The sequence below is a fragment of the Lentzea sp. HUAS12 genome, from assembly GCF_024125735.1.
GTDB classification, from domain to species: Bacteria; Actinomycetota; Actinomycetes; order Mycobacteriales; family Pseudonocardiaceae; genus Lentzea; species Lentzea albida.
This window is the reverse complement of record NZ_CP099738.1, coordinates 80,411-94,389: the sequence shown is the minus strand read 5'-3', so window position 1 is coordinate 94,389 and position 13,979 is coordinate 80,411. Positions and strand designations below refer to the sequence as shown.

Sequence of the window (13,979 nt, the reverse complement as noted above, 5' to 3'; positions counted from 1 at the left end):
CGTCAGCCCTCCCGCCGGGTGCGCGGGTCCAGCAGCAGGTAGCCGATGTCCGCGAGCAGGTTCGCCACCAGCACCGCCAGTGTGATCACCAGGAACACGCCCTGCATCAACGGGTAGTCCTTCGCACCGATGCCCTGGAACAGCACGTAACCGAGTCCCGGGTAGGAGAACACCATCTCGACCAGCAGGGCGCCGCCGACGATGAAGCCCAGCGACAGCGCGAAACCGGAGATCGACGGCAGCACGGCGTTGCGCGCGGCGTAGGCGAACATGATCCGCTTCTGCGTGAGCCCCTTGGCCCGCGCGACGAGCACGTAGTCCTCGGCCGTCACGGTCACCATCATGTTGCGCATGCCGAGAATCCAGCCGGCGACCGAGCTGATGACGATCGTGATGCCGGGCAGCACGGCGTGTTCGAGGACGCTGCCGATGAACTCGCCGGAGAACTCGGGCACGAGCCCCGGCGCGTAGCCGCCGGACGCCGGGAACAGCGGCCAGGTCACGGAGAACAGCGAGATCGCGATCAGGCCGAGCCAGAAGTACGGGATCGACGACAGGAACGTCGTCATCGGGATGAGGTTGTCCATCCACGACCCGCGTTTCCACCCCGCGTACACGCCCAGCAAGGTGCCGAGGAGGAACGCGATCACCGTGGTGACGCCGACCAGCCCGAGCGTCCACGGCAGTGACTGGCTGAGCACGTCCGCGACCGGAGTCGGGAAGAACGTGAACGACAGCCCGAGGTCGCCTCGGAGCAGCGAGCCCCAGTAGTCGACGTACTGCTGCCAGATCGACTTGTCGTCGTCGAGACCGAACAGGATGTAGAGCGACGCCATCGCGTCGCTGTTGAGCCGGCCACCGAGCTTGGTGATCATCGCCTGCACCGGGTCACCGGGGAGCAGGCGCGGCAGCAGGAAGTTGGCCGTGATCGCCGCCCAGAGGGTGACGAGGTAGAACACGGCACGGCGGAGCAGGAACGTCATGCCGCCGCCTCCACGTACAACCAGCACGCCGCCCAGTGCCCGTAGGAGTCGACCTCGGTGCGCGGGGGCGCCTCGGTCCAGCAGCGGGACTGCACCTTCGGGCAGCGCGGCGCGAACTGGCAGCCGGTCGAGACCTGGGTGGCCTCCTCCGGCGGCGCGTCCAGCGCCATCACCGACCGTTCGGGGTCGGGTGCGGACTCGATCAGCAGCTGCGTGTACGGGTGCGCGGGCCGCTGCGTCACGGTCTCGCTGTCACCGCCCTCGACGATCTGCCCGCCGTACATCACGAACGTCTCGTCCGCGAAGTAGCGCGCCGACGCGATGTCGTGCGTGATGTAGAGGACGGCGAGCTTGAGCCGTTCCTTCAGGTCCAGCAACAGGTTCAGCACGCCGAGCCGGATCGAGACGTCCAACATGGACACCGGCTCGTCGGCGAGCAGCACCTCGGGGTGCGCGGCGAGCGCGCGGGCGATCGCGACGCGCTGCCGCTGACCGCCCGAGAGCTCGTGCGGGTACCTGCCGGCGAAGTCCGCGGGCAGGTTCACCCTCTCGAGCAGTTCCTCCACCGTCTCCTGCCGCTTGTGGATCTTGAGCGGCCGCGTCAGGTGGTAGCGGATCGTGTGGATCGGGTTGAGCGATGCGAAGGGGTCCTGGAACACCATCTGGACCTTGCGCCGGTACTCCCGGACCCTCCGCACCTTCTCGCCGTCCAGCAGGATCTCGCCGGAGGTGGGTTCCACGAGCCGCGCGAGCAGCTTCGCCACCGTCGACTTGCCTGATCCGGATTCGCCGACGAGGGCGGTCACGCGCCCGCGGCGCAGGACGATGGAGACGTCCTGCACCGCGCGCACGCGCTTGTAGGTCTTGACCAGACCCTTCGCTTCAAGCGCTGCCTCGAAATCAGGCACTGTGTTCATCGTTCTACGACCCCGCGGGCTTCAGCTTCATGACGATCTGCAGTGCGTTGGGCAGGGTGGCCTGCGGCGGACCGTACGGGTCCTCCTCGGACGGCCAGCCGACCCAGCTCTTCGTGCTGTACTCCGCGCCGATCGGGCCCGCGGAGGTCGGGATCATCGGCACCTGCTCGACCATGATCTTCTGCAGCACCGCGAGGCTCTTGGCGCGGCCCGCGTCGTCGGTGGCGTTCGCGTACTCGGCGAGCGCCGCGGTCGCCTCGGGGCTGTTGTACCGCCCGAAGTTGACCGCCGCGGTCTGCCCGATCGGCTTGATCTCCGCGCCGTCCATGATGTTCTGGTACATCTCGTACGGCGTCGCGCCGGTGTTGGTCCAGCGCAGCGAGCCCTGGAACGCGCCGTTGGCGAAGTCGGTCGTCCACGCGTCCGCGGTCTGCGTGCGCACGGTCGCCTCGATGCCGATCTTCTTCAGGTCGCCCTTGATGATGTCGAGCACCGTCAGGTAGTCCGACCAGCCGGACGGGTTCGTGAGCTCGATGGTGACGGGCTTGCCGTCCGGGGCCTGGAGCACGTCGCCCGCGTACTTGAAGCCGGCGGCCGTGAGCTTGGCCTTGGCGCCCTCGACGTCGATCTTGAACTTCGCGTCCTCGTACTCCGGCGCGAGGAACGAGTCACCGGCGGGCAACGGCATGCCGGTCTTCGACTCGAGCTTCGGGAAGAGCTTGGCCTCACCCTTGACGAAGATCGCCTCGCGGTCGATCACGTCGCTCATCGCCGAGCGCAGCGCGGGGTTGTCGAACGGCGCGACGGTCGTGTTCAGCCACAGGCCGTGGATGCCGAGACCGGCCGGGAACCAGAGCTTGTGGTTCGCCGGGTCCTTGTCGACGTAGAGCTTCTGGTAGTCCGGGATGAAGACGTACGACCACTGGCTCGCACCCGACGCCAGCGCCGTCGTCTGCGCCGTGTTGTCGTTGTACGAGGTGTACTGGATCTCCGGGACCTTCGGCAGCTCCTGCCAGTACTCGGCGCGCCGCGCGATCGTGACGGTCTGCGAGGTGAACGACTTCAGCTCGTACGGACCGGTGCCGACGGGCTTCGGGTTCGTGTAGGTCGTCGGGTCCTGGACGGTGCTCCAGACGTGCTGCGGGATCACCATCGCGCTGATGACCTTGTTGCGGTTCACGAACTGCGGGCTCGCGAACGTGACCTCGACCTTGCCGTCCGGCGTCGCCGTCGCGGTCTCGACCTTGAGCGAGTCGCGGTTGTTGAGCGCCGGCCACTTCTTCAGGATCTCGTACGAGAAGGCGACGTCGGCGGCCGTGAGCGGCTTGCCGTCGGACCACTTCACGTTCTCCCGGATCGTGAAGGTGACCTTCTTGTAGTCGGGCGTCCAGTCCCACTTCGTCGCGAGCCACGGCACCGGGTCCTGGGCCGGGCGCGTGTTGTTCACGAACGCCAGCGGCTCGTAGATCTGGTAGCGGTAGCCCAGCGACCCCGCCGCCGACGTGGGCAGGAACGGGTTGTGGTTCTCGGTCAGCGGCCCGTTGGGCATGCCCACGGTCAACACACCGGAGGCCTTCGAAGCACCACCGGAGGAGCAACCCGTCGCCGCGAGCGCCAGTGCCAACGCGACGATGATCGTTCTGCGCATGGGGGAATCTCCCGATACGGAGCATGAGAGCGCTCTCTCATGCGTACGGCGAACTCGCCAGACCGCATGCGGTCTGGCGTGCTCGTTTCAGTTGTGGTGGAGCAGGGTGGGTCTAGGGCGCGGATTCGCGCACGATCAACGAGGTCGGCAGCACCAGCGGGTGGTCGGGCATCGGCTGTCCCTCGAGCGTGGAGAGCAGCATCCGCGCGGCGGCGGCACCCATCTCCTGCAGCGGCTGGCGGATCGTCGTCAGCCGGGGTTCGGTGTGTCCCGCGACCGGGACGTCGTCGAAACCGACCACGGACACGTCACCGGGGACGGTCCGGCCGGATTCTCGCAGCGCCCGCAGCACCCCGACCGCCGAGAGGTCGTTCTGCGCGAACACGGCGTCGAACGGGATTCCACTCGCCACGAGCTTGTCCACGGCGACTTCACCACCTTCCGTGGTGAAGTCGCCGTCGACGACGAGGTCCGGGTGCAGCGTCAGGCCCGCTTCCGCCAAAGCGAGCCGGAACCCGTCCAGCCTCGCCTGAGTGCACCCGAAGTGCGGTGGCCCGGTGACGACGGCGAACCTGCGGCGGCCTGCCGCGACGAGGTGCCGGGCGACATCCGCGCCTCCCTGCCGGTTCGTCGTCGTCACCGAGGGGAACTCCGGGTGCGAACCGCGGTCGTCGATCATGACGACCGGCAGCCCGGCCCGGTAGAGCGTGGAGATGTAGTGCAGCGCGTCCGGCGGCTCGACGACCAGCAGGCCGTCGAAGGCGTTGGCGGACACGTGGTTCGCGAACTGGTTCAACGACTCGGGCCCGCGGTTGAGCGTGTAGAGCAACAACCCGTACCCGTCGGCCTCGAGGGTGTCGACGATGCCTTGCAGCACCTCGCCCATCCACGGCCACGTGAGCGAAGGGGCCAGCATCGCGACGGTCCGGGTCCGGCCCCGCGCGAGCCCGACGGCGCGGGCACTGGGCACGTACCCGATTTCGTCGATGACCTTGCGAACGCGCTGCGCCGTGGAGGCGTCAACGTCCGGCTTGCCGTTCAGCACGCGTGACACGGTCGCTTTGGACACCTGGGCGCGTTGGGCGACCTCTGCGATCGTGACACGCATGCCGAACTTCCTTCCGCCGCCTCCTGGAACCGGTTCCGTAACCGGTTCCGACGAGGTGTGACGCAGTCAACAGCCCGCTCCCATCATTAGTCAAGACTCTTGCCGGAAGTTCGTGAGAGCGTTTCCACAACCGGGATCGTCTCCGCAGGTAGGGCACCACCGGACGCCCCGAAATGAGACTCCTTGATCGATTCGCGGTTACCGGTTCCCCTGCTCCGTACGGAGTACTCGTTGCGTCTCAACTGATCGTGCACAATCGGAGGCATGGGGGTTGTCACTGCGGTGAGCCGCAACGAGGAGTACACGTTCACGAAGCCCACCCGCCCGAGCATCACGCTGCTCGCGGGCCTGGGCGTGGAAGGCGACGTCCACCAGGGCGTCACGGTCAAGCACAGGTCTCGCGTGGCCCAGGACCCGACGCAGCCGAACCTGCGCCAGGTCCACCTGATGCACGCGGAGCTCTTCGACGAGCTCGACACCAAGGGCTATTCCGTCGCGCCGGGCGAGATCGGCGAGAACGTCACCACCCGAGGCATCGACCTGTTGGCCCTGCCCACCGGCACCCGCCTGCACCTGGGCCCCGAGGCCGTGGTGGAGGTGACGGGCCTGCGCAACCCGTGCCTGCAGATCGACCGCTTCGCGAAGGGCCTCCTGAAGGAGGTCGTGGGCAAGGGCCCGGACGGCGAGCTGGTGCGGCGCGCGGGGATCATGTCGATCGTGCTGGTGGGCGGCGTGGTCAGCCCGGGTGACGAGATCCGGGTGGAGCTGCCGGCGGAGCCGCACCGTCCACTGGAGAAGGTGTAGCCGGGGGCGGGTAGGCACGGCAGATGGGTGGGCGCCCTCTGCTGGGACCGGCGCCCGCCCACGCACGCAGGTCCGGCGCGCGGTGCCAACCGGACAGCCGCACGCACAAAGCCCACCACGCATTCAGCCTGGTGTGGCGATGCGAAGCGAGCCGTCTGAACTGTGCATCATTGGGAGCCGGTGCACGCCCGCACCCCAGAACTCGTCAAGACCCGCGCAACCGGGCCACGCAACGCGACCCGACCAACCAAACGCGACCGGCCTAATCCCCGAAGTGATCGTCCAAGATCACCGAAATGGTCCGAGGCGCCTCCACCACGGCCAAATGCGCCGCCTCCCCCACCACGTACAACTCGGAATCCACCAACTCATCAGCGATCCGCCGCACCAACTCGGTGGGCGTCGCATGATCCTGCGCAGCGGCGATCACCACGGTGGGCACGTCGATCTTCACCAGGTCCGCCCGCAGATCCATGTCCCGCACCGCCTCCAGACACGAGACGTACGACGACAGGTCCACCCCCAGCAGCCCGTCCCGGAACCGCTCCACCACCCCGGCCGAACACCCCGGCGTGAACCACCGCGCCACCACGGAGTCGACCACGGCCGGCATCCCGCCGGCGCGCAGCAGGCCGAGCCGCGCCTCCAGCCGCCCCTTGTCCGGCACCCACGCGGTGGTGCACACCAGCGCCAGCCGCGAGATCCGGTCGGTGTGCGCGGCCAGCCACATGCCGACCATGCCGCCGAGCGACACACCGCAGTAATACACCTGGCGCAATCCCAAGTGGTCCAACAGTTCCACGACGTCGGCGGCGAGGTCCTCGATCGCGCACGGGCCAGGGACCGGCTCGCTGTCGCCGTGGCCGCGGTGGTCGAAGCGCAGCAGGCGGAACGGGAGCGCGAAGTCCCGCCAGAGCGAGGTGGTCGTGCCGAGTGCGTTGCCGAGCACCAGAACCGGCGCGTCGTCCGGCCCGGTCAGCGTGTGCGCGAGCACGGCGTCACCTCCTCGCAAGGCCCCGACAGCAGCGAGTCTGCCTGGGCTTTTCCCGGCTCGCACGATGAACGGGCCACGAACCGCGTGAGGCCCGCACCACCGGTCGCACGACGATCCGCCCTGCGGAGCACCCGCGGGGCCGGCACGCATCCGCCATCAATCGCAACCACCGGTCTGGCCCCCCGCCGTAACACCGTTACGAGGAGCAGAATGGTGGATTGCCGCAACCGCCTATCGCACCGGGAAGCCGATGAACTCCGTTGCCCCGTTCGCACACGAAGCCCTGTTCTACCGGGACGAGGCCGACTTCCTCTCCGGTACGGCGAGATTCGTCGCGGACGGCGTGGACCACGGCGAGCCGGTGCTGGTCGCGGTGCCCGAGGCGAGCATCGCCCCGTTGCGCGAACGGCTGGGTCCCCTCGCCGACCAGGTGCACTTCATCGACATGACCGAGGCCGGCCGCAACCCCGGGCGGATCATCCCCGGCGTGCTGATGGCGTTCAGCGCCAGCACGCAGCAGCGGTTCCGCATGATCGGCGAGCCGATGTGGCCCGGCCGCACCGAGCTCGAGTACCCGGCGTGCGTCCAGCACGAGGTGTTGATCAACACGGCGTTCGAGGGCAGGGAGGGCGTCATCCTCTGCCCGTACGACGCGACGGCGCTGCCCGGTCACGTGCTGCAGGACGCGCGGCGCACCCATCCCGTGGTGATCGACGGCGAGCGGCGCGTCGCCAGTGAGTGGTACACCGACCCGTCAGCGTTGACCGACCTCTACAACGTGCCGTTGCCGCCGCCTCCGCTCGGCGCCGAGGAGCACCCGTTCTCCGTCGGCACGCTCGCGCACATGCGCAAGCTCGTGTCGGCCTACGCCCAGGGGCTGCGGCGCGAGCAGGCCGAGGACCTGGTGCTGGCGGTGAACGAGCTCGCGACGAACAGCATCCTGCACGCGTCGGGTCGCGGGGTGCTGCGGATGTGGCGCGAGGGTGACGCCGTGGTGTGCGAGGTGAGCGACACGGGCACCGGTTTCCCGCCCTCGTTCACCGGCCTGTCCGGCTTCGGGATCGTGATGGTGAACCTGTTGTGTGACCTGGTTCGCACCCACACGAGTCACAGCGGTACCACCGTTCGAGTGTACTTGGGGCGGTAGGGAGTCGCCGCCATCTCATCGCAATGCGCACGACACGCGGACCTGTTTTCCTTGCACAGCTATGACAGACGACCTCTCCCCCCTCGACATCGCTTTCCTCGCAATGGAGGGCGACAGCAACCCGCTGCACCTCGGCGCGGTCGCGACCTTCGCACCGTCCACTCCGGTGCATCCGGCCCGCATCGCCGCCGTCCTCTGCGAACGGGCGCAAGAGATTCCGCGACTGCGGCAACGCGCCCGCACGTCGTTGCTCGGCGGCGCCCGCTGGGTGGAGGACCCCGGTTTCGCGCCCGAGGACCACGTCTTCACGCACCACGTCCGCGGTCGCGACCGGTTCGCCACGCTGGTCTCTCACCTCATGGCACAGCCGCTCGACCTCGCGCGCCCGCCGTGGGAGCTGCACGTGATCACGGGGCTCGCGGGCGGGCGGTTCGCGGTCGTCGCGAAGCTGCACCACTCCCTGTGCGACGGCATGAAGGCCGTCGGCCTGGGGATTCAGCTCTTCGACCCGTCCCGGCTGTCCATTCCGGACGCTCCGGAGCCGATCACGAAGTCGATCATCCCGTCCCTCCCGTCGCTGCGCGGGATCAAGGACACGATCGACATCGCGTCGAGCGTGCTGATGAACACGCGCCCGCCGACGCTGAACTCGCCGGTGCTCACCGCGTCCACCCGGCCACGCCGCGTGGTGATGTCGCGCGTGGATCTCGCTGAGGTGCACCGGATCCGGCGCGCGCACGGCGGCACGGTGAACGACGTGCTGCTCGCCCTCGTCACGGGTGCGTTGCGCCACTGGCTTTCCGCGCACGGCAGCGCGGGCCCCGACTCGGTCGTGCGCGCGCTCATCCCGGTTAACCAGCGCTCACGCTCCGGTGACGGCGCCGCGGGCAACCAGATCTCCGGTTTCCTCGTCCCGCTGCCCGTCGGCGAGGCGGACCCGGCGGAACGGCTGCGGATCGTCCGCACGCAGATGGAATCCGCGAAGGCGGCGGGCCCGGACCGGGGCGCGGGCGCGCTGCCGTTGCTCGCCGACAAGGTGCCGCCGCTGGTGCACCGCCTGGCCGCACCCGTGATGGGCCGCTGCGCTCCACTGCTGTTCGACACGCTCGTGACGTCGGTGCCGCTGCCGTCCGTGCCGCTCGCCCTCGACGGCGCGTCGCTGTGCGAGATGTACCCGGTCGCGCCCGTCGCACCGGGTCACGCGGTCGGCATCGCGCTGTCGGTCTACCGGTCCTCGGTGCACGTCTGCCTGAACACGAACCAGTCGTGGATGTCGGACGCGCACTGGCTCGACGGCGTGCTGCGCCGGGAGCTCTCGGCGCTGCAGAAGACCCGCGAGCTGGTGGGTTTGCCGAGGTAGGGGCGCGGGCACACCTGTTCTCATGAGCAACACCGTGGTCCTCGACGTGGACGGAACCCTGGTCGACACCAACTACCACCACACGGTGGCGTGGCTGCGCGCCTTCCGCAGCGTGGACGTCACCGTGCCCGGATGGCGCGTGCACCGCGCGATCGGGATGGGCGGCGACAAGCTGGTGGCCGCCGTAGCGGGCGACGAGGTCGAGCAGGACCACGGCGACGAGTTGCGCACGGCGTGGGAGAACTACTTCGACGAGATGCTGCACGAGATCCAGCCGCTGGAGGGCGCGCACCGCCTCGTCCGCGCCGCGACCGACCTCGGCCTCGCCGTCGTGCTCGCGAGCTCCGGCAAGAGCAAGCACGTCGAGCACTACCTGAAGCTGCTCGACCCCGGCGACGTCGCGTGGACCACCTCGGACGACGTCGACGACAGCAAGCCGGCGCCGGACCTGATCGAGGTGGCGCTGCGCGAGGTGAACGGCGAGCGCGCGGTCGTGATCGGCGACTCGGTGTGGGACTGCGAGGCCGCGAAGCGCGCCGGACTGCCGTCGATCGGGCTGCTGACCGGCGGGTTCGGGGAGGACGAGCTGATCGACCGCGGGGCGTCGGCGGTGTACCCGGACCTGGACACGCTGCGGGCGGAGCTGTCGGACCTGCCGTTCGCCGTGGTGGAGGAGCCGAAGGCCTGACGGTCCGGCCCTACGGCAGGGGGACCTGGGACGGCGTCGGCAGCTCGGAAGGCTTCCCGCGGTCCTTCTTCCGCTCCTTGCTCGGTCGGGTCGTCTCCTCGGCCGGTTCCGCCGTGGTCTCCACCACCGCAGGGGTCGACGTCGACACCACACCCCCGGCTCCCGGCACCGCCACCCCAGGCAGCCCCGGCGCCTCCGGGGAACCGGACGGCGTCTGCACCACCGTCACCGTGGACGGGGTCACCGTCACGACACGGGTCTGCTCGTCGGGCGCGACCGTCCGGTCCGCGGCGGGGGCCTCGCCTCCGCCGGAGAGGTTCACGACCACCACGGCGGCCATCGCACCCACGGCGACGGCGGCGGCCGCGATCGCCACGCGCCTGCCGCGCCGCGACCGGGGCTCGGGCACGACCACGTCCGGGGCGACGGGCGCGTCCGGCAGCAGTGCCGGCAACCCGCGGCTGGCCTCGAAGGCGACCTGCAGCGACTCCGCGCAGCGGGCGGCGGACGGACGGCGTGCGGGGTCCATGTCCGTCATCGCCGCCAGCAGCGACTCCCACGCGGGCGGCAGGTCGACCGGGATCCTCGGCGCCCTCGCGAGCCGGGCGAGCGCGGCCTCGGCGTCGCCGCCGGGGTACTCGGTCCGCCCGGTGAGGCACTCCAGCAGCACCAGGCCCAGCGAGTAGACGTCGGCCGCAGGGCCCACCTCGGCGCCGCGGACCTGTTCCGGCGACAGGTAGCCGGCGGTGCCGACCAGCACGCCGGACGTCGTCACCCGCGTCACCTCGGCCACCAGGGCGAGGCCGAAGTCCGCCAGGTACGCCTGCTTCTCCGCGTCGTCGAGCAGGATGTTGGACGGCTTGATGTCGCGGTGCACGACGCCCAGGCCGTGCACGTGGTCCAGGACGGCCGCGATCTGGCTGCCGACCCGCGCGACGAACCGGGGCGGCAGCGGTTCGCGCATGCGCTGGCGCAGCGTGCCGCCGGTGATCTCGCGCATCACGAAGTACGGGCGGCGCGACACGGTGCCGGAGGCGTACACCGGGATGATGCCGGGACATTCCAGGGAGACCAGCATCGTGGCCTCGCGCTGCAGGCGCAGTTCGTCGTCGGGCAGGCCGGGGCCGGTGAACACCTTGACCGCGACCGAGGACGTGGTCGAACGGTCGTACGCGCGGTAGACCTCGGCCATCCCGCCCGAGCCGAGCAGTGAGCCGAGCACGTAGCGGTCGTCGACCACCGCTCCCGTCAGGTCACCGTCCCAGCGCTCGCTCATGGGCCTCCGCATCGTCGCACCGGCAAAGCTATCGGGTCGCGTGGAATCTCGGCTACCCGGTCGAACCTGACGTTCACACGACGATCAGCCCGGCTTCGATCTCCCGGACCACCGCCACGTCCCGTTCCAGCTGGTCGGCGTCGGTCGTCGCCAGCACTACCGAACCCAACGACGTCCACAGGTCATCGGTACGCGGAACCATGGAACCTTCCCGATACGCCAGCGCATCGCTCTGGTAACTCGGCAGAAGTGAGGCGAGCTCACCAAAACGCACCGAGTTGCCGAGCTCGCCGGCCGCGGGCGACGACACGTAGACCGACTTCACGTGCTGGCGCCGCGAGCACCGGCGGGCCGAGTCGCCGTCCACGCGGTGGCGCACCATCCGCGTGATCTGGTTCTCGCCCGTGCCGAGCAGCGCCAGGTGCTGCTGTTCGGCGCCGGCGAGCCGCGCGCCGATCTCGATCAACCGGGGCCCGGCGGGCGTGACCATGACCGCCACGTGCGCCGGTCCGTTGCGGACGCCGGTCGCGTCGAGCACCTCGCGGACGTAGTCGGACAGCACGCCGACCACGGGGTCGCCGGACTCGACGAGCGTGTTCGACAGGTAGATGCCGAGCCGGTCGCCGCGCCGTTCCTTGGCGTAGCGCCATACCGCGACCAGACCGTGGTCGCCGTCGATCGAGTAGGTGTCGACCTCGTACTCGGTGCCCACCGCGAGTTCCTGCACGAGCACCTTGTCGTTGCGGACGTTCCTCTCGTTAACGCGGCCGAGGACGTGGTGGAACTTGGCGCGCCAGTCTTCACCCGGTTCGGCGACGAGCACGTCCCCCGCACCGCCGCAGTTCTGCGACTTCAGCACGAAGGGCGCGTTCTCGAGGCCCTCGCGGCGCAGCCAGGCGGCCACCTCGCCGACGCGGTCCGAGCTGATCTGGCGCAGGTGCGGCACGTCGGCGGCGCGCAGCGCCACGCCCATCTGCCACTTGTCGCTGCGGGCGGACGACAGCCTCAGGACGTTCGACCGGCCCGGTGCGATGAGCTCGGACAACGTCTCCGCGGCCTCCACGCCCGACTCGGCACCCGCCACGACGGCGATCGGGTCGTGCACGGCCAGTTTCGCGGCGAGCTCGTCGAGGTCGTGCAGCACGTGGACCTCGTGGTGGTCGTCCGGGTTCCACGTCGGGGCGAGCCACGGGGACGGCCTGCCCGCCGTCAGGACGGCGATCGCGTCGACACCTCGCCGCGCGAACGCGGGGGCGATGCCCCGGCCTTCCGAGAACGGATCCACCACCACGACGCTGCGACCGGCCACCGCTGTCCTCCCCTGAGCGACTCCGCTGAACGCAGGAACACAACAGGGCCGGAGCGAGCAGGCATTCCTGTCTCGATTGGGACGAGACGACCGTCACTCGAACCGCAACCGCTCCCCGACCGCGGCGGTCACGAGGCAGCCGGAGGTGGCGCGCCACAACCGGCCCAGCCGGACGCCGAGGTCGGTGCCCCCGGTCAGCGCCTGCGCCACGAACTGCAGCCCGAGCAGCTCCGCCACGACCTGCTCGGCCGCGTGCCGCACGTTCACGTCGGGCCTGAGCTCACCGCGCTCGCGCGCCAGTGACAGCAGGTCCCGCACGACGGTGACCCAGCCGATCACCTGCGCGGCGGCCGCGACGTCGAAGAACACGGCCTCCCGCAAGAGCTTCGCGCTCACCCGCACGGTCAGGTCGGTCTCGAGCCTGCGGACGAACTCGAACGACATCGCGATCAACGCCTGCACCGGCGACGGCTCGGCGGCGAGCACCTCGTCGCGCAACCGGTGCCACAGCAGGGACTGCTCCTCGATGATCGCGACGCCGAGCGCCTCCTTGGAACGGAAGTGGCAATACAACGCGCCTTTCGACACGTCGGCCCTCGAGCACACCGCCGTGAGGCTGGACCGGGCGAAACCCTCGCGGTCGAACACCTCCGCGGCGGCGTGCAGCAACTTGGCCCTGGTACGGGACGATCTCTCACGGTTGACGCTCATGCCCGGGTCCGCGCGACTCCTGTGGCGACGGCCGCGGCCAGTGTGTCCGGCAGCTGCCAGCACTGCTCGATCTCCCCCAGGTGCACGGAGAGCACGACGACGAAACGCACGTCCACCCGCGAAGCAGAGGCAAGAACCCTCCAGCGCGCCGAACACACCACGGCCGCGTCTCCTCCGTCGACGATCACCTGGCGAGCCGAGAGCCGTTCCAGGCCGAACGTGGCGAACAGGGTCAGGAACTGGGACTCGACCTCCCTGCGGGTGCGCAGGCCGGTGGTCCAGCAGACGCCGTTGGGGTCGGGCGCCTCCCATTCCACGGTCGGTGCGCACAGTCGCGCTATACCCGCTGCGTCCTGCGCCGCGAGCCGCGCAAGAAACACCTGCACCACTTCGACCGTCGAGAGCACTTTATCCACCTTCTCGTCCTGGTCATTGCTGTCGCAACGATCACGGTGTTGTCACACTAGTCAGAGCTTCATAATGCGAGAACGCACACCCCATTGGCCCAGCTCCGTTTCCCCCAAACATCCGATCAGACGATTCCCGTGGTACAAGAAATTTCAACGACCACCGGTATCACCGCAATGCACGGACCGGAGATCCACGCTCTGCGGCATGGTGGTGGACACACCCACCACCCCACCGAAACGGAGCAGAACCGTGCTCAAGGCAGCCCAACCCGCCCACGAGCACCAGGACGTGCCGCCCATTACCTCCTTGATTCCGCAGGCCAGGCGGGAGCGAGGCCTGACCCAGCGCGAACTCGCGGACCTCTTGTGCGAGATCTCACACAATGACAGCGTGACCCGTGAGGAAGTGTCGCGATGGGAACGCGGTAAACGCATTCCTGGCCCCTACTGGCGCACCTTCCTCAGCGCCGCTCTCGACGTACCCCATGCAGCGGTCGACCGCGCGGCGTTGATCGAACGGGAAACTCGCAGAGCCAGGACCGAAGACCCGTCCCGCTAGCGGAGCGCGGGCAGCCGGCAGAGGACTGCCCGCCCGCGGGGAGGTGGCCCCCGACAGCGAAGGAA

14 protein-coding genes are annotated in these 13,979 nt (G+C 69.4%); 5 read left to right on the top strand and 9 right to left on the bottom strand.

What is annotated here, in order from left to right:
- Window positions 1-2: 2 nt before the first annotated feature.
- The 4 genes from ND450_RS00430 to ND450_RS00415 all read right to left on the bottom strand — a co-directional run bounded on the left by ND450_RS00430 (window position 3) and on the right by ND450_RS00415 (window position 4,656).
- Window positions 3-983 carry an ABC transporter permease gene (locus ND450_RS00430; protein WP_253324177.1) on the bottom strand — a complete coding sequence of 327 codons (981 nt, stop codon included), beginning with the start codon at window positions 981-983 and terminating at the stop codon, window positions 3-5.
- Window positions 980-1,891: an ABC transporter ATP-binding protein gene (locus ND450_RS00425; protein ID WP_253324176.1), complete on the bottom strand. Its 912-nt coding sequence runs from the start codon at window positions 1,889-1,891 to the stop codon at window positions 980-982. Before ND450_RS00425 ends, ND450_RS00430 begins: the two co-directional genes overlap by 4 nt.
- Before the next feature lie 13 nt (window positions 1,892-1,904).
- Window positions 1,905-3,548 (bottom strand): ABC transporter substrate-binding protein, encoded by a 1,644-nt coding sequence (locus tag ND450_RS00420; protein WP_253324175.1) that lies wholly within the window; start codon window positions 3,546-3,548, stop codon window positions 1,905-1,907.
- Between the two features lie 112 nt (window positions 3,549-3,660).
- A complete protein-coding gene (locus tag ND450_RS00415) occupies window positions 3,661-4,656 on the bottom strand; it encodes a LacI family DNA-binding transcriptional regulator (protein WP_089916669.1) in 996 nt (331 codons plus the stop codon).
- A gap of 264 nt (window positions 4,657-4,920) precedes the next feature.
- Between ND450_RS00415 and ND450_RS00410 the strand changes: the two genes are divergently transcribed.
- Window positions 4,921-5,460 (top strand): MOSC domain-containing protein, encoded by a 540-nt coding sequence (locus ND450_RS00410; RefSeq protein ID WP_253324174.1) that lies wholly within the window; start codon window positions 4,921-4,923, stop codon window positions 5,458-5,460.
- Between the two features lie 262 nt (window positions 5,461-5,722).
- Here ND450_RS00410 and ND450_RS00405 read toward each other — a convergent pair whose 3' ends face one another.
- Entirely contained in the window at window positions 5,723-6,454 is a 732-nt protein-coding gene (locus ND450_RS00405) for an alpha/beta fold hydrolase (protein ID WP_253324173.1), read from the bottom strand.
- 250 nt (window positions 6,455-6,704) lie between these two features.
- On the opposite strand from ND450_RS00405, the gene ND450_RS00400 reads away from it, so the two are divergent.
- From ND450_RS00400 to ND450_RS00390, 3 genes are all read left to right on the top strand, one after another.
- Entirely contained in the window at window positions 6,705-7,601 is an 897-nt protein-coding gene (locus ND450_RS00400) for an anti-sigma factor RsbA family regulatory protein (protein ID WP_253324172.1), read from the top strand.
- Between the two features lie 61 nt (window positions 7,602-7,662).
- Complete coding sequence (locus tag ND450_RS00395; RefSeq protein WP_253324171.1) at window positions 7,663-8,961, top strand: wax ester/triacylglycerol synthase family O-acyltransferase; 1,299 nt, start codon at window positions 7,663-7,665, stop codon at window positions 8,959-8,961.
- Window positions 8,962-8,983: 22 nt separating this feature from the next.
- Window positions 8,984-9,649 (top strand): HAD family hydrolase, encoded by a 666-nt coding sequence (locus tag ND450_RS00390; protein WP_253324170.1) that lies wholly within the window; start codon window positions 8,984-8,986, stop codon window positions 9,647-9,649.
- A gap of 10 nt (window positions 9,650-9,659) precedes the next feature.
- Here the strand turns inward: ND450_RS00390 and ND450_RS00385 are convergent, their stop codons facing one another.
- The 4 genes from ND450_RS00385 to ND450_RS00370 form a co-directional block, all read right to left on the bottom strand.
- Complete coding sequence (locus tag ND450_RS00385) at window positions 9,660-10,925, bottom strand: serine/threonine-protein kinase (RefSeq protein WP_253324169.1); 1,266 nt, start codon at window positions 10,923-10,925, stop codon at window positions 9,660-9,662.
- A 73-nt stretch (window positions 10,926-10,998) separates the two neighbouring features.
- Window positions 10,999-12,234: an ATP-grasp domain-containing protein gene (locus tag ND450_RS00380; RefSeq protein WP_253324168.1), complete on the bottom strand. Its 1,236-nt coding sequence runs from the start codon at window positions 12,232-12,234 to the stop codon at window positions 10,999-11,001.
- A 93-nt stretch (window positions 12,235-12,327) separates the two neighbouring features.
- On the bottom strand, window positions 12,328-12,945 hold the full coding sequence (locus ND450_RS00375) for a ScbR family autoregulator-binding transcription factor (protein WP_253324167.1): 618 nt from the start codon (window positions 12,943-12,945) through the stop codon (window positions 12,328-12,330).
- Window positions 12,942-13,361, bottom strand: coding sequence for a nuclear transport factor 2 family protein (locus tag ND450_RS00370; protein ID WP_253324166.1), 420 nt, complete (start codon window positions 13,359-13,361; stop codon window positions 12,942-12,944). The genes ND450_RS00375 and ND450_RS00370 overlap by 4 nt, the downstream gene beginning before the upstream one ends.
- 244 nt (window positions 13,362-13,605) lie before the next feature.
- Here ND450_RS00370 and ND450_RS00365 point away from each other — a divergent pair, with 244 nt between their 5' ends.
- The gene (locus tag ND450_RS00365; protein WP_245786160.1) at window positions 13,606-13,914 is read left to right on the top strand and encodes a helix-turn-helix transcriptional regulator; all 309 of its coding nucleotides are present in this window, start codon (window positions 13,606-13,608) and stop codon (window positions 13,912-13,914) included.
- Window positions 13,915-13,979 lie beyond the last annotated feature (65 nt).